Consider the following 19,795-nt stretch of genomic DNA (forward strand, 5'->3'; position numbering starts at 1 on the left):
TGGCGGCGAAGTGGGCTGAGCTACAGACAGACCTCGCTGCCGCCGAAGCGAGGTGCGTGGTCGGCAGAGCTAGCAAGCCATAACTCTGCCGATTGCCAACCCTTATTTTCCCGTCGACTCGGCTATCAGTGAATCCGGCCGCCAGTATCCTGAGGCAGATAGCCGGCTCCACTCAATTCCCGCGTGTGGCCAAGCAACTGTGGGACAGTACGAACGCCGGTCGCCCCAATGATTTCACCCACCATCATGAGAATCAGGTCGAGATCCGCGCCGCCAGGGATCGGGAAGTGCGCCGTGCGTTCCCACACCGGCCCGGGAATACCCTGCGGGCGCGCATAAGTCACTTCGAGCATTGCAGGTGCGCCGTACCGCTCGCAAACCTGCACGGTGACCGACAGGTCAGGGGGCGCCGCACCTTCACCAAGGTGCCTGCGTGTCTCGAGCTCAAAAACCTGCCGCGCCCATAAGAGCTCGCCTGACATCACCCCGGACCGTATTGGTTGGACAGGGCCGACCTGCACATCCAGTTCGCCGCTTGACGCGCCTATCGCCGCACAGAGAACTTCACGGATCGCTGCGCACCACGCCCGAATCTTCTCTGAGGGCGGGAGCGCGGCAGAATTTATTGAGGAAAGTGACAGGTCGTCGAGGCCGACGCATCCGATCACGACATAGCGTAACCCCGGCGTGAGATTTTCCGACGTGTAACCAGCTACTTGAGGTGACCCACCTCGCCAGCGAGCCTCGAGTTCTTCGCCCAACTGCGAGATCTCGCAGAACGAAAGGTCAGCGACGTCGGCACGCCAACGCAGAATGGGCGAGATCACAACCTCCGTACCTCCCGGCAGGATCGGGTGAACTTCGAACGCTTCAGCCATGCGCGCGAGCGCGTCGGCGCCAAGTTCTCCGGGAAGATCCTCGTGCATCCCCTTCCTCCCGCCAATCGACACGGGGAAGACGGCGGTCGCAAGAAGGCGTGCCTCTGAGTGTCCTGAGTCCAGCGGGCGAAGAGAACTCGCCGTCTCCGCCAGGTCCAGAACCCGCTCGGATATCTCGGGGGTAGTAGCACTGACGTCCATGAGTGCTTGCAACACGACGGCCGACTGCTTCGCCGCAAAGCATTCGCGAAGCATGCCGATGGCTTTGCCGCGATCCTCATCGTCGTCGCTTTCAGCCGCATGCACCAACAGCGCCGACAGATGTCGCCTTACGGACTGGTTGCCCCGTTCATCGGAGTCGGAAATACCATTCACGTCAGGCCAAAGCGGCGTGGAGCGTTTTGTTGCCATCAGGAAATCCGAGGTTGGTGTAGTAGTGCGGCGGCGTCCAAGTATCGCACGCCGCCTTTGCAACACAAGTGCTGCGAAAGATCACGTAATGCGGAAAGGGACCCCGATCTGCTTAGAAGAGCGTGTCCTGCAACTGTCTGAGGTTTTTCCACTTCACAGCACTCCTGAATATCTTCCCGTTTGTGGACACCGACTCGATCATGCATCGCTGACCGCGTGCTACGCCGAGCACGCGGACAACGCGTGCGCCGTATTTTGCAAAGGTATTGCGCTCCGGGCACGCTGTAAAGATTCCTACCTTGGCACGGGTTTTCCGTCGTGGGCGGTCCATCATGTTCTCCTCCCAAACGACCGAGCAAAAGTGGATGCGAAAGCAGCAAGCACCGAGCGCCAGTCCGTAAACCGCGGCGCGTGAGAACGCGTGAGACTGATGCAAAACGCGTCAGGCTGCGGCGACGCGGAATGTTTAGATGCCATCCGAAGACCCTGTGGTGGTGTGTAGTGCGGCGTGTGAAGTATCGCACGCCGCCCTTGCATCGCAAGTCCAGCAGGGGGCGCCGACGGATCTGAAGACAGCAGTCGAATACCTCACGCGTCTCGATCGCTACATGAAGCTCGCACTCCCATCGAAGGGGCAGACTCTGGATAAGGGCAACATGCCGATGGCCGTATTACGGCATAAAGCCCGGACCGAAGTCCGGGCTCTCGATCATCACCTTGCCAGTCGATTTTCATCGCGAATACGTGCGTTTAGGTCGGCCTCATTTTTGTTCGCCTGTGCCTCTTCGGGTGAGGGAGTCCCGCAATCCGGAGCCTGTGCCGTGGCGCTGGCTAACCAGCTACCAGCCGCCGCCGGATAATTGCCCGTAAAGACACTTCCAATAAAGGCCGCGCCGCGATCGTTCTGTGCATCCTGATACGATTGCTCGCAATCCGTGTATGGACTCGCTTGAGCGTAGGCGCAGACAGACAGGAGGATCAACCCGCCGACGGGTGCCTTCCAGTTAGCCTTCACGGCGGCCATCGAACCGAGCGATTGAACGAGCTTCATGGCATTTCTCCTCACGTTGAGTGAAAGCGATCCGCGGTTCAAGTGGGACATGAATCACGTCAAGCCCAGCGGCCGTGGTGTCTCGCCTAAAACGTTTGCAGCGCTCTGAATCAACCCTGCATGTCGGTATTTGACTGCCGCGATGTATCTCGCTTGTTTCGACCGATGCCGGTTTTTGCAAGCCTTGTTGTCCAGAGGGTGGTGCGATACAGAGCGATACAAATCGACGCATGGACGCGAGGTCTGGCTTGGAGAGGGATAGCTTGAAACCTGGCTCAAGCGAGGCAAAGCGTTACTGCGTGGTTGCAGTGTAGGGAGGTGGTTCCATCGGCAAGGTTACCCAGTCGTTACAAGAAAATAACAAGCCTTCCGTCCCTTTGATTCGACTCACCGATGCTTTTTGCAGGCCTTGTTGTCCAGAGCGTGAAGCGATACAGATCGACGAGGCGGCGTAAAGCCCGGACCGATGTCCGGGCGCTGAATGCTGGCAGGGGAAGCGGGATTAGAACCTACGCATGCCGAAATCAAAATCCGGTGCCTTTACCAACTTGGCGACTCTCCTACGAACTACGCATCGCCCTCTGGAGTCGTTTGCAACTGCGCCATTGTGATAACTATTCTTATCATAATGGCTATGTTTACATATGAAACTACAACTCTTGAAAACGCGCGGCGTGACCTTCATACCATCCCGCTTACGAGCATTCCTGTCGCGCACTGCAGGCCAGTAGGAGTGCAACGGCGACCGCGGCTCACCGGGTCGCCTAAACGGCGTCAGTGATCGAACGGCATAGGTCGCTGCCGCACGATGACCTTACGCGGATGTTCTGGTGTGCCGCGCTCGGCGATCACCGTTATTCGCAGGCTCTCCTTCCATGCCCGCTCCGCGAGGACCTGTATTTCTTTCGTTCGGCTAAAGAAGCGTCGCTCGCCCACGTCGTCTTCTAGAATGAACCCCTCGAAGTCGCCGAAGTGATCGAACATCAACCCAACTATCTTGCCGGTCAGGGTCAGGTGTTCCCCTCGTTCGTGACGAGAGTGCGGGCGGCCGTCTTGGATGCTCGTGTCTTCTTTACTCTCGGGGTCTTGTCCCTGATAGCCATCTTGCATCAGATCGTCAATGCTTTCGAGGCAGAGTTTCGGGGCGCCTTGCTCCAGGGTCCAACGCGACGGCCGCACACGCATCGTCGCTCCTGCCGGCAGAGTCAGGCTGTTATTCGCAATGAGGGGTCTGGCAAGCTCGGGCGCAAACACATCGACAAGGCATGTGACCGTCGTTCCGGGGTTGTGCAGCCACAGTTCCCTCCCGCCGTCGCTTACACCCACGCTCACCGCGTTGCCCGGCGCGAGCGGAAGCTGCTTGAGACTAAACGCTCTATTTCCTTTGCGGTCGTGGCGCGGCCAACCAGCTATCGTGATTTCAAATTCGCGCTGCGTCGCCACAGGATCCGTGCGGAGCGTGATGCTTTGCGCCGCGCTTCCGGCGCCGGTGATGCGGACCTCGTCGATCGCGTCAGCGGGTCTGACGCATACTATGTCGATCGACATTCGCGGGGCATTCAGATTCCAGCGATATGGAGAAGCGCGAGCAACAGCTAGGCGAAAAATCAGTTCGCGCTTGCCCTGCATCGACTCGAAAAGCATCTTTTTCGTCGCAATCAGGACACCTTGCGAGCGCGGCGCGACTTGGCGAGAACCGGGACGTGGCCAACGCATTGCCGGAGCGGGCCTACGGATACCGAAAATCTCGTAGCGAGGCGGCGTTTCATCCCGCGTCGCGCGGAAAGCCGGTACAGAGCCAATTTCCGGGATGCGGGTGCGGGCGTGGTTGATTTCGCGTGGAGGCCGCGTCGTACTCGTTATCGCACTAAGAGGCTCGCGCTCGCCGCGCACAAAATATGTGCGTCCAGCCTCATCTGTGATCTGCTGCGTCTCTCCGTCACCGCTGAAGATAATGTACATCGAGCCATATATGAGTGCGACGACAAAGTTTCCGATCATCTGCTGTTCGTAGCTCAGCAGACTGAACGGCGCACTGTAGATGCGCCCGCCGGAGCCCCTCGAACCGCTCCAACTCACTCCGTCGCTCCCCGTAATGAATGACCAACTGTTCTCAAACGGTGAAATTCGGATCTCGCAGAGAGGATCATTGTCGGGCCACCCGTCTCGCGATCCGTCGGGCGACCCTTCGGGCGGGGCGTTCGGATTCGCGACTCGGATAATCCACGTTTGAACGGGGAGCGGCTGGGAATTGATGGCCTCGTCAGTCGCTTCGATAGGCTGTGCGCCATCGAAGCTCACTAGCCACTCGTAGGGCACAACCGCGTGCCCATCGAAGGCCAGGCCATCACTTGAAAGCATGATGATCGGCCAGTTGCCGTTCGCGTAGGAGTCGCGGCTTGATTTGAAGGCAAGCACGGCGTCCTGAACCTCGTTCGCGGTCTCCATTCCAATGGACCAACTGGCGAAATCCGCGCCAAACTGGTAGCCCATTTTGACGTTCACGCGGTCAATGACGGCCGTGTTGTTCGCGCTGGCTGGGTCGGGTCTTGTGCCCTTAGGGTCGACGCTGAATGTGTTGTCGGGACTGTCGTAGATCGGCTCGACGAACGGCGCGCGGTTCTCGCGCGCGTAAAGCGATTCGAGACACATACCGAAGCAGTTGCCGTGCTGCGCGAGGTAGCGATAGATTAGCTCAAAGAATGCGCGTTCCCACAGATGCCAGGCCCAGGGAAGCACGTTGAATGCGAGGTCGCCTTCGCCAACGTTGGTGTAACTCTGGCTAAACTGACTCCACGTCAAGGCGGGGGTCTTCCAGTTATGGAATGGCCAGAACAGATTTTTGCGGAAGTGCGCTGCGTCGCTCTCGAATATTTGCGGCTGCGGCATCGGCTTCATATAGACGTGAAAGCCACCGTTGGCGTATTGCGGCGAATCGGCTGTGCCCCACAGATTGTCAATCCCAAAGTGGGCGGTGACCGTGCCATCCCTATCGTCGTCGCCGATCAGATTCTCACTGATCGCCTCCATCCAGACATCGATCGTGTAGTCGCTTGTGAGACCGGCGGCGACCAGTACGGTAGGTGGATCAAACTGCTTATTGCCGTTACCAAACTCGCCTCCGCCTGGCATACGGACACGGATCTTCTGACCGCGCGAATCGTCGACATGTACCTGCACGTTGAAGTTGTCGTGGCTGGCGTCTTGAAAACTGTAGAGTTGCAGCTGCAGGCTGTTCCCAACCGTAAATGCGCCCGCGTACGTTCCGGTTCCATGCCACACAATAAAGCCATTCTGGAAAGCGTTATAGCGCCCCCCACTGGGCGTGTCGGTCTCGTTAGTCGTGGGAAAACCAAGCGCGCCTGCAGGGCCGCCGCTGGTGCGGTATCTCGCGAGGATCTCGCCGTGACACTCAAACGCGCCGGTCGCGGCACTCCAGAACATCGTCCCATTCTCGAACGTGTTGCTCCGGCCGATCTCCGCCGGCCCGCTCATCACACCGACTTCGTCAGATGTCGGATAACCTAGGACGCTGCTCACCCCGCCCTGCGCCTCCCACGCTTCGCGGATCGCGCCATGCACTTCCCATGCGCCTGTAGCGCTCTTGCTATAGATCTCACCACCTTCGAAACGGGAGCGGCGACCGTCTGGCACAGCTTCCTCGTCAGAGAGTGGCAAGCCGACGACTGGCACGCGATACGCGCCCGCTGCGATACTGCCAAGGTTCGTGTAGTGAACATAGATCGAGCCGTACACTACAAAGGCCTCGCCGCTTGCCCGAACAACGATGATGCCGCGCTCGAAGATCGCTGCTTGACCGCCGGGCTCGATTGTCGGCAGCGTGTCGCCCGTCGGATATCCGAGATAATCGTTTATGTGCTCGCCGTCCGCGGTTTGTCCCTCCGTGACCTCTGGCGCATTCAGTTTCGCGTAGACCGACTCAACAAGCCAGGCGGCGCCAAAATCGGGTGAATAGACTATGGCGCCGTTCGCGAAAGTCTGTGATGCGCCAAGCGTGTCGGGCATGGTCTGCGCGTTTGCAAGGACTGCTCCGGAAAAAGCGAGCCCGCCGAGATCTCGCCACTTCTCGCCGATCGGTGTTGCCTCGTCGACCGCGAGTAACGTGGCGCGCAGTGGGACCTCCGCCGCCGTGTCCCATGAGTCCCCCTGAACCGAGAGAGTCGCCATAACATCGCCCGGCGTCACGGCATACATCGGGACCACGAGTTCAATGGTCACAGTGAGGACTTGGCTCTTAAGCACCTTGATGGGTGACTTGCCATCGGAGTGAGCAACCTCGCTATACACCCTGCGTTTCGGCGGCGGTCCGACATATCCGGGTGGAACTACCATTGGCACCAGCGCAACGTCGTATGCTGTGACCGAGGTGATCGAAAACGGCGTCGAGGACGGCTTGATCGACGCGGTGACCATCGCGTCTATCGGAATCGCGTCGCTTTGCGTATCACGCGCGACGGAATCGCCGTAACTGGCCACCTCGAATTCGAGCGGTCCACTGAGAGCCACTGTGACCATCACCGCCTCCGATTTCTAATGATAAACCGGCTGGTAGCGCGGACGGCTGGGCCGACGGGCGCGACAGGCGCGGACAGTGTAAGAGGGAATAGTTCCGCAACGCGGAGTTAGCTCAAGCGGACGGAAACGTCGGCTGGCAAACTCGTGGGATTTTCGGTCCGGTTTCACCAACCTGGGTCGCACGCCCATTGGCTCTTGTCGACCGAGTGAAAGTACGGCGACAATTTCTCGCTAAAGGCTAGACGATTACTCCGAATACACAGGGCAGAGGTGAGGCTGAATGTGTGTCACCGCACATAGAGGCTGGACCGTTGTGTCCCCAACATGGCGTAGGCGCGAGAAGCCCGTGGTTATCCAGCGGTTTGAAAAAAAAAGCGTGACGAGACTGACGATGACAGGGTGTCGTGACCTTTTCTTGGTGTCCGCTTGCAGTGGAGACCGCGACTTTCGTTCCTTCGGCAGTTGATCGAGAGTCCGCAACAAGCCAATCCCGCACAGCAGCGACGACCAATATGGTCATCCGGACTCCTATCAAAAGATGCGATAAATTAGCTTATGTAAAATCGAATCGGAGTCCTGATCGGACAGGTGACTTTGACAATGGCGATTACGTGATCTACCGCCACGGATACCTTCTTATTCGCGCCCCTGCGCGCTCGATTCGTTTCGCGATGTCAGCGGCAGGTCTATCACGGGTTGCTTGATCGTTTTCTTCATGCTGCCTCGAGGGCCTCGCTTCCCATAGCGCTTTCAGACGGCCCGCGTGCTGTGGGGGGACGCGAGGATCCTGATGACTTCCTTGCGTCACGCTGGAATGCGCCTGCCTGCATCTTAAACATATGCGCGAAATCGTCTCTCGGGAAAGCACCATAGAAGTTTTGAAAGGCCGCGCGGCAGTGCCAACCGCTCCGCTGAGACACACCGTCGCCCTGATCAGCGCGTGCACGCGCCCTTCTCCGACTGCCGTCGGGTGATGGGCGTTTCGAGCGGCGTTTGTCCCTAGTGCTCAGCCTAAGAAGCAGATCAATGCCCGTGAACAATGTCGCCTGGAGCGGGTCCCGCGACAGGATCTTTGTGCGCTACCGCACACAACTCCTTACGTACCATAAATCCATTCGTTAGCTTCACGTAATCTATATCGGCCGAGCGCGAGATAAAGGAGCGATGATGGAAAAGGATGACGTCTTCACGATCTTCGATGACCTGCGCAAGAGGATTTTGAACATCGACGACAAGAATCCCACACCCCAAAATCCGAACATCCGGCTTACCTTGATGCCTATGGCGCTACCGGTGTCGGGTGATCAATTCCGAAATCCGGCTCGGCCTGGAGATATGACAGGTGCTACCGACGCGGAGACCGCAAAACGGAAAGCGGCCGCGTACGAACTTAGTCGCTTTGTCGATAGGAAGCTGCTTATGGACGGGTCTGGCCAGTTCGTGCCCGTGGGCAGTCTTATAAGTGAGACATGGGACGGCATCGTGCATGCGGCTACGCCCGCGGGCGACGTGCCCGTGCAAACGGAGAAAACAAAAGCCCGCCTGGATGCTGCGGAGGCTGTCTTATACACCGTCAAGGACGGTCATACATTAATGACGCCAGCATTCGAGGATTACAAGAAGTACGAGAAGCTATACAGTGACGCCCTCACCGCCTACAGCGACAAGTACAACAGTCTCGCGAATACTCCACACGGACTGGACAACTGGCCGACCGCCGGTCGAGCCGCTTACCTAAGTGTGGAGTCTGCGATGGACGATTGGGTCACTCTCGGCAGGAAAGCTGAGGTGTCTGCGGCGAGCGATACGTTGGATGCGGAGGGGGCCAACGCGGTGGATTACATTATCAAGAAATGCCGGGACACGTTCGAAAGCTACCAGTTTGCGGTGGCGGACACGGGTGCAAAATACGCTTACACAGCGTGCATTCCTCAGGACTGGGCCGAACCCATGCCAGGGCTCACCGGCTGGAATAACTACAGCTACCGTTCGACCGAACGGCGAAGCGAGCACAGCGTCGAGACGCACAACTGGGGCGCACACGGCGGTCTGAGCTTCGGGTTCTTTAGCATTGGTGGCGGCGGTGGCGGCTCCTCGCGTACGGAACACGGCGAGTTCGACTCCCAAGCCACCGGCATCCGAATGTCGTACGGACTTGTCACGATCGACCGGCCGTGGTTGCGCACGATCCTACTCAACATCAAAGGTTGGGGTCTGTCCGGGCAGAAGGCAGGGGTCGTCTCTAGCGGCGAAGCCGGTCAGGACAAGCGAGATCTGGATGCGTTTTTCCTACCCTCGATTCCCACACATATGATTGTGATCAAGCAGCTCGGCATCTATGTCGGAGATCAGGGGCAGGTTCTCGACGAACTGACCAAGCATTCCGGTGGCGGCGGCGGATTCGGCTGGGGGCCCTTTAGCCTTGGTGGGTCCACGGGCGATGACAGCTACAAGCAAACGGTTATGAGTCACATGGAGGATGGGTGGCTCGTCGTCGATGGTGCACAGGTCATCGGGTGGGTCCTGGAGGTCACACCCCGCTCGCCTTCCGAGGACGCCTAGAAGCGGCCCGCCTGAGACTTATCAGGTCCTTCCCTGCCCCAACGGAGATGCGCCATGGCTGATGCGTTCACGAACGCCTTGCACGACTATTTCGCCTCCGCGCTTGGGCCCGTGTTGGCGGACCAGCAGGTTGGATTGCACTACGTCATGTTTCCCGAGGTCCTAGGGGAATTCCTGGACAGCAACGGTGGATTCCAGAAGACCCTGGCCGACGAAACCTTTTCGCGGCGGATCGCTGACCGCGCGGGGCAGCTCGTGAATGGTCTTCGTTTAGGAAGATCCGACAGCCTCGCCGACATTATCGATGCTGCGGTACTCGATCGTGCGACGTTTTACGAACGGCAGGATCAGGCCAAGGCACTCGTGGAGAAGAGCCGGACCGCATTCAACAGTCATTTGGCGGAGGCCAAGCGGAGCATGGAAAACTGGCTAGTCGGTATCGACGGCCACAAATATCAAGGCAGTAACGCGACGCCGGCCGACTGGCTCAATCCGAACGGACCTGCTTCGATATGGAGCAAGGTGAAGCTCGTCGCACAGACAAAAAGCGAAGCAGAGCCCGCTTTGAGTCTGAGGCGAATCGACCCTGATGCGCTGCGCAAAAAGCTTGCCCTATCACCCGGCCTCGCGAAGTGGCCGCCACCCAACCTCAGTGATCTACTCCATCGACCAGGATGGATCGACCCTGCGCCTCCTGTAATAACCAGCCCCGCGGTCGATAAGCACTGGACCGACCTTACTGGGTATCTCGGCGGTCCGGCGTTCAACACAGCGGCGCTTGCCCAACAGGTACGGGCGCTCCGCACGCTTGCACTGGCGACGCCGTTGAGCGATATGGTGGAGGGCCTTCCAGTGGTTGCGACCACGCCGGCAACTACTGTGGCGCTGCGCGAGGTGGTGCTCCCTGATACCGTCACGACCGATCCGATTGGGCAAGATCACGTGGACGTTTCATTCGAGTACACCGTCGTGAAAATCGACCGACCTTGGCTCTATACCCCTTTTCTGATAGACATGAACTGGTACATTCCGGATGCCCGACGGGGTGAGCTGAACCCGGGCATCGACGGTGCATCCGGGGCGCTGCTGGCGCAGATCCCGATCCAGTTCATTGTCGTGCGCAATGTCGTGATGTCCGCACAGTTCAATGAAGCGGACGCGAGCGCCATCAACAGCTCCTTCGCGATCGGCCCCTTGGGCACCGCTGGCAAGGTAGACATACAAGACGGCTCCCTGACGCTTGCAGGGATGCAGATCATTGCCTACATCGACATCTCTGTGGCGACCTTGCCGCCACGATCCGCGCCGAGCTTCATCGTGTGAGCTTGAGGGGATCTTTACCGGTCACGCGCTTCACGGCGTCGGCTCGCTCACACGACTTGACACCTACGCCAAGCTTGGTCTATCTCTCTGAAGACGGTATATAGGGCGCTGATCAAACGCGGACGCAGGCGCAAAACAGCGGCGCATTTGTTTAGTGTCTCGGGGGTTCTCGGCATGCCTGTCTCCAATCCGCCAATGGACGCGCTCTGAAAGTGCAAACGCATGGGTGAAGTCCCCAAGCCCGCACCGGCGTGTCTCGATGGACGGAGGGAGCACAGGGACTTCTCACCCCGCTATGGGCATAGTACGCCCACCGCCGGATGGCGCGCCTCGATTTCGTGCTAGGCGTGCGACGCCCAGAAGGCATCCGCTTGTTCAGGCGTGCGTCGCTGCGTTTCTTTGCGCCATTCAGGCAAGACCGTGAACGCGTAGACGCGCGCGAATTCCGTAACGTCATTACGAAGAAGCGCCTTTGCGTCGATTGCGGTGACGATCCCGAGATTGAGCAGTCCACCCACGACCTTCCGGTCGATGGGTGCGTAGCGCCCTCCTTTGAGGACGGCCAGCGCGCATACGGCAACTGCAATGCCAATTCCGCGGAGCCGCAACGCGCGGATAAGGAAAGCCTTGATCGCTGTTTCCAGTTCGCTACTCTCGGCTGTCGCCGGATCGTCAGGCAGCGAATCGATGGCCGAGGCGAGCGCCACGCTATCAGCAAGATTCGGGAACGCGATTTGCAGCTTGGCGGAGATGACGTCGTAAAGCTGCGACAGGACCTTGAACTCTTCCTGGGAACAGCCTCCGAACTGATAGTCCGTCGTTTTGCGCCAGATGCTTTTGCGAAACGGCAGCACCACAGCCGGCACCGGGACGGCTTTTCGATTGGGGCTTTCGTCAGACGCGGGTGGAGAATAATTGGTGCTCGTGTCCATGGCAATTTCCCTAAAGGCGAAAGTGATATTCAAAATTGGCGCCCGTGGCCAGACGCCGATTTGAATAGTTATCGACCACCACAGTGCCCGTCGACGATCGTCGTCAGGAACGCGCCTGCCAAGCGCCTTGCGATAGCCATATCCTTCGCCACCCAAGCGCACCGTATGGCGCACAAGACTGCCGGTGGGAAATCTGGAGCCGCTGTCAATACGCAGCGGCCCACGCTAGCCTGCTCCTATTCTGTGCGGAAGTATGCCGCAAACAGGGGTAGAACTGTCAAGAGGGGGCGGCCTGCGAGACCGGGGGCGATGGTTGCGTGTCAATGTGCGCCATGGCGAAGACGACGCAACCTCCTGCACTATAGTTCTGCGAGTCGCGCCCCGACGATCGCGCGACAGCATCTCGAAGATGGTGCGCACCCTCGGCCCCGCATGTTCCCTCGCTTGAGGCGTTGACCGTCAAGGGGCTTACGCCGCCCAACGGTCCGCACCCGGCCGCCGGCGGCTCTCGCTAGCCGGGGACGGCGTCAAGGCTCTCCGGGTACCGATTATCAAACTCGATGACCTCAAACTCGGATTGAATCAGCCCCGCGCAGTCCATCGCAAACTCGCCCTGATTGATCTTGTCTTGCAGCAGATCCATGATGCAGTCAACCATGTCCCCTGCGCCGCGGCTCATGGGGATCGCGTCGAATTCAATCATGAGATCTTCATGATCAATGTTCGACCATAGCGTAAAGTCGACTACATGTTCGAGGTAGATCAGCAACGTGGTCGCGAGCGCAACCTCGCAGAAGTCTTCGTCCGAGCGCGTTTGCGCTGCATGAACGATCACGTCGACCTCGATACCTGCGACTGGAAGTACCCTCATGACAAGCTCGACAGTCGCGATGCCCTGAATGACGTCGGTGCCTGCCTCAAACGCGACAATGCGCACGAGGCGCCCCTGTTGCATCGAACCATCGTCGAGCTTTGTTGAGACTGTCTCGTCCCGGATCTCCGTCCGCGTGGCCTCGGCGATCGTCATCGCAGTGAGTTTGTCTTCATGCCGATCGACCCATTTCAGGAACGCGTTCGCAGCCCCGCCATAGTGGCATTCAAGATCGGGGACGATGCCACACACGAAATTGCCATCGTCGCCGTAGTCGAAGTCTGCCCACGCATAAAACTTTGCGGCGTTACGGGGAAAGCGGTCGTAAGCCATGCAGCGCAGGATCTGCCGACCCTCTGGCTCATCGGAGAGACGCCGCCGCGAAATGCCTTCGAATCCGCCGGTGATCCACCAGTAGACATCCTCCGCATGAGAGCCGTGCGGCCCGAGCGCCTTCGCCAACGACTCGATCTGAAACTGCTCCTCGTCGTGCCGGCTTCGATCCAGTGGGTCCCGGGACCCGAGGTCTCCCATCGGCGGCGTCGGCTCACCGCGATAATTTGCTGTGAACGTGTCAAGATCGTGCCAGTCGCGATAGCCGAACATCATTGCTACCGCGTCAAGAGCTCGACAGAGCGAATATGAAGGGATGGCGGCCGAAAGGGCCTTGGCAATCTGCTTGACCCGCTTGGTTGAGCGGAAATAGGTGCGCATGCATGGACTCCCAGTCGAGGATGCCTGCGATCCCACTTGGCGAGGCATTCACTGGTTGTCGTTGAATGCAAACTCGAGAGCGCTGCGCCGGGCCTGCAGAGAGGTTTTACCAGTGTGGGAGGTCGGGGCCGGTGTTCCCTTGAAGCGCATTATGGAGGCGACGTACGGCGCGGTCAAGCGGGTGAATTTCAACCACACGGCGTAGTGTTTGGTTCGCACATGGTGCACCTCCCCGCGTTCGGGGGCCTTGCGAAAGCCTTTTACTGAGTGATTGCATCGCGCCGCACATTCCTGGCGGCTACACGCAGCAGCGCACGGTACGTTTCAGCCATCGACCAGCCCAGCTTCACGGAGCAACGCGACGACCGTCCGCTCGGGTGCGTGAAGGCGGACCATCAAATCCTCGACGAAAGCCCTCACCGGCGCAGCAGGATGGCCATCCTCGAAATACTCGAGAATGCGCTGAACTTGGGTGACCGGAATATCCAGGCGCACCTGCTCGGAAGATACTCTCAAACCGCTAACACTTAGCCTCGCATCCGGCCTCCACCTAAGCGTCTCGAGACCTTGAGGAATCGGCTGTGGCAAGGCCCTGAAATGCTGCTCCGGCAGCCCCATCAGATAGCCCCGCGTCACTAGCGCGCGCAGATACTCGTCGATGGCGACCGCTTCCGCCCTCTCGAACCCGGGCGTGCTCGCATAGCGCATGGACAGCCACCGCACCACGGCGAGACTAGAAAAATCCGGTGCGTTCACGCCTTGCCCCCGATGGAATACGAATCTCCCGAAGACATCCGCCTGCCATAGACGCGGGTCCACGCCGAACGAGTCCTTCCCTGCGACATCGATATTGACGGCATCTGGCCAGTCCTCGCACGCCTCCCCAAGTTGCTGCTCGATCTCGCGAATCCTTTCGGAGACTGGTAGCTGTCGGTAAGGAACACCCGTCGCGATGGTGCCTACATCAGCCCACGGAGAGATCACGACGGGCATGGAAAGCCTTGACGGTGCCTTCTTGGCCTCACCAAAGAGCAGGGCCGTTTCGGCCATTCGCCTCTGTGCCAGAGGCTGGCGCTCGCGATTGCCAATTGCTGGGTGCCACAGCCATATCTTGTTCGTCAGCCCATGAAGAACGACCTCCCGGAGGTCACCGACGCACAAGACTACACCCGGCCTGGGGATCGAAATCTCAAGCGCGGCATAGCCAAGTGCGCGTATGGCCAGCCGGCTGTTGGGGTCGTACAGGGCACGCATGGCGATCTGGATAATCAGGGGTCCTGCAAGGGTCTCTGCATAGAAGTCCACGCCGACGCCGTCGACACGCGTGCAGGTCGACGCCTCCGCGCCCCACGCCTCTATCATGTGCCGCTTCACCCGCCCGCTACCGCTCCTGCTCAACGGCGGGGCGTGAACAAACCGGCTCTCGACCAGCGTCTGTAGCGCTGCCGCACGAAGCGCATGTAAGGCACCTTGTTCGCAGGCGCTGCCTCGCGCGTGGCGGAAATAGGCGTGAGAGTTATCTGGCCGGTACAGGCTAACCTCACCACCGCAATTCGCGCAACGGAAAATCGCGGGGCCAACCCGAGGCAAGTCGTGTGCCGCGACAACCTGCCCTGCCCCGTTTAGGGCGAACGCCATGTGCGAACTCAAGCTCATTAGAACTCCTTTGCGAGCCCCACGCTACCGTCCCGTGGCAGTCAGATTGTGCTCGATTTTTCCGCTGACAACGACACTAGAGGAATAGCAGTTCCCAAAATCCAACAATATCCCCCTCGTCTGCAGCATCCGGGCGGCGCGGTCTTCCACGCGCGGCCCGCTTGTGGGAAGAGGGACCACGGGAAGGCGTTCGCCACCCCTACACAATTCCTGAATCTGAAGGCGCTTGTCGCACTTCTTCAACAGAACTGCCACATTTCGTTCACCTTGCCCGATCTAGCGGGTCGCGCGGGACACCTTCGGGTTGGCTGTTCGGCGATTTGTTTGGAATCCCGAATGACCTCACCTTTGCGCGGGACCGCTCCTAGGCAGAGAAAGGCCGCGGGCGCAATGGCGGGCATTCAGAGAACAGGCAAGTCAGAAAGAAGAAACGCCCGCCGGACCCGAAAAATCGGGACACGGCGGGCGGGGGTTGCGAGTTGATGGTTACATGCCGGGCTGGATTTCCGGTTTGCTTCGAACCACGGACGAGATCTGTTGCACGTAAAACAGAACGGTCTCCCGATCGAAGATCTTGCGGCTTTCCTGGGCGACGCGCGCGGTATACAGTCCGAGTTCGTTGGCCTCGCGTTCGATCACTGCCAAGATGGTCCTGGATGGCCCAACACCGACGTTGACGATGACTTCATCTCCGACGGCGGCCTTGACAACGGCATCCTGCAGTTCCCGCTGTTCGATATCCTCCAACTGCGTCGTCGAGATGACTTCACAGCCCGGATAGGCACCTTCGGCTTGCTCAGCGGCATGATCTGCATCATCCGCAAAACAGTCGAATACAAGCTGGACCTTGTCACCCGGTGCCTCATGCAGCATGACTCGCCAGTTGTTCGCTGTAGAGCTATCCACCGGCTTCCGCTCATCCGACAGGCCGGCAATCGACTTGATGTCGCCTCCGCATTCTTCGCACTGCGGGTCATAGCCGAAGTCGGACAGTGTTGACGTGCCCTCCTTCGCCATCCGGAACCCAGGGTAGGCTGTCCCACCGCAAGCATCGCGGCAAGCCGTCGAGCAGAATGGCATGACGGTCCCGGTTGCCTCGTTCGATGTGGGGTCGATTTCGAACAAGACCGGAAATTCACCACTCGTTTTCGGCAGTTTCCGGTCGTCGCTATTCGATTTGGTCTCGTTGATCTCGCATGAGACCACCTCGCCCTGATCGATACAGACATACGCCTCCAGGCTGTCCGCCTCGCTTGCCAGCCAATACTCCGTGCCAACGCCCGTCTCCGGACCGTCAAAGAACTCCCAGTCCGCTGCACTCGTGCCGCTACGCTCGGCCACGAACGCCTTGACGTCAAAGGTCGGATCATCCGTTTCCTGCTCTTTCCGTTGCTGATCTTGCTTCAGAAGCTTGTCGATTTCATCGAGTCGGTTCTGTGCCGCAAAACGCTTCTCTTTGAACCCGTTCCGCTTCACCCAGCTTACGGCTGCGTCTTCACGCTGACGCAAACTGTTCACCTGGTCCGAGAGCAGTCCACGCTCGCGCTCCAGTGCCTCAACATCGATTTCCGGCAGCTTCCGATCGTTCTTGCTATTCATGACGTTCTCCTCTTTACCGCACAGCGGTGGTTGAAAAGGAGCAAGCGCAAGCGCTCTGATGAGTGACTCTCATCACAGCGTTCGGGATGCGGGGGATACTTGCGAAGCGCTCCCGGTGGGAGGCTGATGCGGCGCGGGGCCTAGTGGAAATCTGATGCCGATTGAACGGCTGGGGGTAATATAACACAGACCAGCCGCACCACCTCGCCGTCGGCACCCTCAATGACCGAGCACCCTTCATCACGGTGGGTAGCAGGTGCGCACGTTACGTCTGCCTCGAAAGGTCCCGTGCGAGAACCACCCGCCCAAGTCTCGGCGCTGCCGTACACTGCCATCCATTCCGCGGCGCGGGCACACGCATCTGGGGCAACGCCACCCATATGAACGTTAAGGCGTTGATCAAGAACCTGGTGTGCACCAGCGTCGGTAGGAGACGGCATGCATCTGAGTGTTCCCACACGAAGGTGAGAACATTCGGGAACCCAAAGCATATCGCCGCGCAGCCCTCCTGACGGGTGGGCCCCGTGAAACGAAAGCTCGCAGCGCACGAGTCACGGCTCCGACACGTCCTCGCAAAGGAGCGCAGGGTGCCGCACATTCCACGACGCCCGATTCTGGGCACGAATGAGTTGTCTCGGCCGCCGATACCTAGTGGTAATGTGCGGGGCTCAAGAACACAGGCGTGCGGCGGATCATCTCACTCCCGCGCGAAACCAGAAACGACTAACCGGGGTGAACCGAATGGCGCCGGCACCGCAACATTACATGACAAAACGAGACATCGCCAATGACCTCTTCCGGATCATTACCAATTGCGATCTCGCCTACGCAACAAAGCTAGCAGTGCTCGAGCACGTGCTCGCCGTCTGGCCTGAGTGGTCTGGCAAATTCGATCGATTCGTCCGAGCCAATCATGCGGTCGAGCGCGAACTGGACATGCGCCGAGTATCACGCACCGAGTACTACCAGTACAGCAAGGTCCCGGATGGCGTTCGGTACTGGTCAAAATCCGCGCTGGCGGCGTGGGCCGACGGTGCGCGCGAGTCCTCAAAGCGGTTTCGATTCGAGCATGTCGTGCCGCGCAGCGTCATCCGAAGCTATGTGCTCGGGCCTTCCCCGTACAAACGCGGCAGCAGCGAATCGTGGCAAGGGCCCTTGAAATCCATTTCGGACACTCGCGCCTTTCTCGAAACCGTCTGCCTCGGCGCGATCATCCTGCGCACAGAAGACAAGGATCTTGAGCCGATCGAGTTCTCCGAGGACATCTCGAGGTGGGGCGACATGGATGTCTGGGTGCGCTACAGGGAGGCCAACGCGCGCCGCAACGCTTGCATCACCGTCTTTGACCTCGCAACTGGGGAACGAGTGGTCGCCCCAACGCCCGCCGCCATCCCCAGATACGGCGCTTACAGCGCGACTGTCGACGCCGAGAGTTAGACTCGGTTCTCAACAGCGCAAAACCGGAGGCTTCCGTGGCACAGATCACCCTTGATGCGTTTGTTTCGGACGTCGGCATGCTGTTACGAGACCAGCCTCGTTGGTCGGCAGCTCACCTCAGCCGCTTCGTGATCGCCTGGTGGAATGGAAGAAGCGTCGAGTTCGCCTATCTACGGGAGGACGACGAAGCACGCATCGAGGAAGAGTTCGACCCACGCGATCTGGACTGGAGCGAGTGGGCCGAAGTATTCGGATCATGGCTTGCGCGACCCACCTTCGACCGTTTTGAAGAGCTTGAGCGCTGGATTAAAGAATCGCCACCCCATGAGGACAGCGCATAGCCATGGCGGCCCGGAGGACGCCGCCGGCGGCACGAACGCTCGGCTGTGCCTCCTCCCCGATTTCAAAGTCCTGCCCCGCCCCCAAGATCCGAATCGCAGAAGTCGCTGGGGAAGGCGACGACTCGCTCGCGAGACGGCAAGAAGCTAGTGCCGTGTGTCCGTCGCTTTCAACGAGTGCACGGCTTCGCTCAATCGAAGAATCAAGTGAAGTACCAGCAAAATAATCCGAGCGTACCCAGCGCGCTGGCAAGACCGGAAATCCATCCCCGCATAAATGCTCTCCGCGAAAACTTGATCTTCAGCATGTATCCCAATCCGAGTAGCGTCACGAGGCTGACAATCGAAGGCGTCAACAACGCATCCCAAACCGGTTTGTAGTATTCCGGTTTGCTCTCATCGCCCCACCGTTCGATCATCAAAACGATTCCAAACAACAACGAGACGTAGCCCGTTGCCAGTCCAGTGAAATAGGGACCGCGTGATACGCGTAACCTAAACATCGCAGATGCTGAATACTCAGCGCCGAGGAGCAACAGCATCGGAACGAAAACGAAGCCCGCAATGACCAGCAGACTCAAGATCGCCTCCTGTAAGTTGTTTGTTGTTGATGCTGAAACGCTGCCGACAGCGGTCTCGGCAAATCACCCGTTGAAATACCAGTAGAACAACCAGACGGTACCCAGAGCCCCAGCGAGCCCAGACAGCCATCCGGCGAGGTATGCTTTGCGGGAAAACCGCAGCTTCAGCATGTGCGCCACGCCAAGCACCACGACGAGACTGATAATCGAGGGCGACAGTAACCGGGTCCAAAATAGCGTGTTAAACGCAGGCGGATCGCTCACGCCGGCCCAACTATCGAGCAAGATCTGCAATCCAATCATCAGCGCCACGAAGCTGAAAATGCTCCCTGTGGCATACGGTTTTCGCGACACCGTGAGATTGCGAACTCGAGCTGCGAACATCTGGATGCTCACAAGCGAGAGAATCGGAACGAAGAAGAATGCGGCAATCACAATCAGGCTCATATCTAAAATCCAATTCTCGGGTTGGTCGTCAATCCCGGCTCTCCTTCATCTGATAGCGGAGTGCCGAGGTGCTGAACCACTACCGGTGGTGCAGCAAATGGCACGTAGTGGATCTGCCTCCCGGGTGCGCAGTCGAGTGGATTCTGGCCGCTCAAGGTACTCGACTCGGGGCGGGGCGGCATACGAAGGAGTATCTCGAATCGATGGCGTGATGTCGGCAACAATCGGACGAGCGGCACCCTGCAGCGACGAACGACGCATGGGGGCCGATGAGCGCTCTGGTCTGGGGTGCGAAAGTCGGTACAGTACATCAGGCCGGGCCTGACTGCGCCTCTTCACCGCTTGAAGCCGTTATAGCAACAGGCACCAGTCCCGCCGCATCGGGCGTTGATGGAATGCCGCCGAGTAGCGGCATACGCGTCCTGCCCGCGGCGCGTGCACGACGATCGTGTGAGCAAA

The 19,795-nt window shown here is 59.1% G+C and carries 13 protein-coding genes and 1 tRNA gene; 4 read left to right on the forward strand and 10 right to left on the reverse strand.

From position 1 onward, the window contains the following. Positions 1–125 precede the first annotated feature (125 nt). The 4 genes from U5A52_RS15300 to U5A52_RS15315 form a co-directional block, all read right to left on the reverse strand. Positions 126–1,289, reverse strand: a complete 1,164-nt coding sequence (locus U5A52_RS15300; protein WP_321935174.1) for a hypothetical protein — start codon at positions 1,287–1,289, stop codon at positions 126–128. 712 nt (positions 1,290–2,001) lie between these two features. Beyond that, positions 2,002–2,340: a hypothetical protein gene (locus U5A52_RS15305; RefSeq protein WP_321935175.1), complete on the reverse strand. Its 339-nt coding sequence runs from the start codon at positions 2,338–2,340 to the stop codon at positions 2,002–2,004. Positions 2,341–2,825: 485 nt separating this feature from the next. After that, a tRNA-Gln gene (locus tag U5A52_RS15310) sits at positions 2,826–2,902 on the reverse strand. Between the two features lie 212 nt (positions 2,903–3,114). Then, complete coding sequence (locus tag U5A52_RS15315; protein WP_321935176.1) at positions 3,115–6,876, reverse strand: hypothetical protein; 3,762 nt, start codon at positions 6,874–6,876, stop codon at positions 3,115–3,117. A gap of 1,167 nt (positions 6,877–8,043) precedes the next feature. On the opposite strand from U5A52_RS15315, the gene U5A52_RS15320 reads away from it, so the two are divergent. Further along, entirely contained in the window at positions 8,044–9,438 is a 1,395-nt protein-coding gene (locus U5A52_RS15320; RefSeq protein WP_321935177.1) for a hypothetical protein, read from the forward strand. Between the two features lie 54 nt (positions 9,439–9,492). Then, positions 9,493–10,761 (forward strand): hypothetical protein, encoded by a 1,269-nt coding sequence (locus U5A52_RS15325; RefSeq protein ID WP_321935178.1) that lies wholly within the window; start codon positions 9,493–9,495, stop codon positions 10,759–10,761. Between the two features lie 341 nt (positions 10,762–11,102). Here the strand turns inward: U5A52_RS15325 and U5A52_RS15330 are convergent, their stop codons facing one another. The 4 genes from U5A52_RS15330 to U5A52_RS15345 all read right to left on the reverse strand — a co-directional run bounded on the left by U5A52_RS15330 (position 11,103) and on the right by U5A52_RS15345 (position 16,533). After that, positions 11,103–11,693 (reverse strand): hypothetical protein, encoded by a 591-nt coding sequence (locus U5A52_RS15330; RefSeq protein WP_321935179.1) that lies wholly within the window; start codon positions 11,691–11,693, stop codon positions 11,103–11,105. 511 nt (positions 11,694–12,204) lie between these two features. Further along, positions 12,205–13,278: a hypothetical protein gene (locus tag U5A52_RS15335; RefSeq protein WP_321935180.1), complete on the reverse strand. Its 1,074-nt coding sequence runs from the start codon at positions 13,276–13,278 to the stop codon at positions 12,205–12,207. Between the two features lie 324 nt (positions 13,279–13,602). Beyond that, positions 13,603–14,934, reverse strand: coding sequence for a hypothetical protein (locus U5A52_RS15340; RefSeq protein WP_321935181.1), 1,332 nt, complete (start codon positions 14,932–14,934; stop codon positions 13,603–13,605). A 486-nt stretch (positions 14,935–15,420) separates the two neighbouring features. Then, positions 15,421–16,533: a hypothetical protein gene (locus tag U5A52_RS15345; protein ID WP_321935183.1), complete on the reverse strand. Its 1,113-nt coding sequence runs from the start codon at positions 16,531–16,533 to the stop codon at positions 15,421–15,423. 765 nt (positions 16,534–17,298) lie between these two features. On the opposite strand from U5A52_RS15345, the gene U5A52_RS15350 reads away from it, so the two are divergent. Both U5A52_RS15350 and U5A52_RS15355 read left to right on the forward strand, forming a co-directional pair. Continuing rightward, positions 17,299–17,970 (forward strand): hypothetical protein, encoded by a 672-nt coding sequence (locus U5A52_RS15350; RefSeq protein ID WP_321935184.1) that lies wholly within the window; start codon positions 17,299–17,301, stop codon positions 17,968–17,970. 35 nt (positions 17,971–18,005) lie between these two features. After that, positions 18,006–18,311 (forward strand): hypothetical protein, encoded by a 306-nt coding sequence (locus U5A52_RS15355; protein ID WP_321935185.1) that lies wholly within the window; start codon positions 18,006–18,008, stop codon positions 18,309–18,311. A 200-nt stretch (positions 18,312–18,511) separates the two neighbouring features. On the opposite strand, the gene U5A52_RS15360 is transcribed toward U5A52_RS15355, so the two are convergent. Continuing rightward, positions 18,512–18,889 carry a hypothetical protein gene (locus U5A52_RS15360; RefSeq protein WP_321935186.1) on the reverse strand — a complete coding sequence of 126 codons (378 nt, stop codon included), beginning with the start codon at positions 18,887–18,889 and terminating at the stop codon, positions 18,512–18,514. A 63-nt stretch (positions 18,890–18,952) separates the two neighbouring features. Next, the gene (locus U5A52_RS15365; RefSeq protein ID WP_321935187.1) at positions 18,953–19,336 is read right to left on the reverse strand and encodes a hypothetical protein; all 384 of its coding nucleotides are present in this window, start codon (positions 19,334–19,336) and stop codon (positions 18,953–18,955) included. Between the last annotated feature and the right edge of the window lie 459 nt (positions 19,337–19,795).

The sequence above is a fragment of the Paraburkholderia sp. J8-2 genome (assembly GCF_905220195.1).
Lineage (GTDB): Bacteria > Pseudomonadota > Gammaproteobacteria > Burkholderiales > Burkholderiaceae > Paraburkholderia.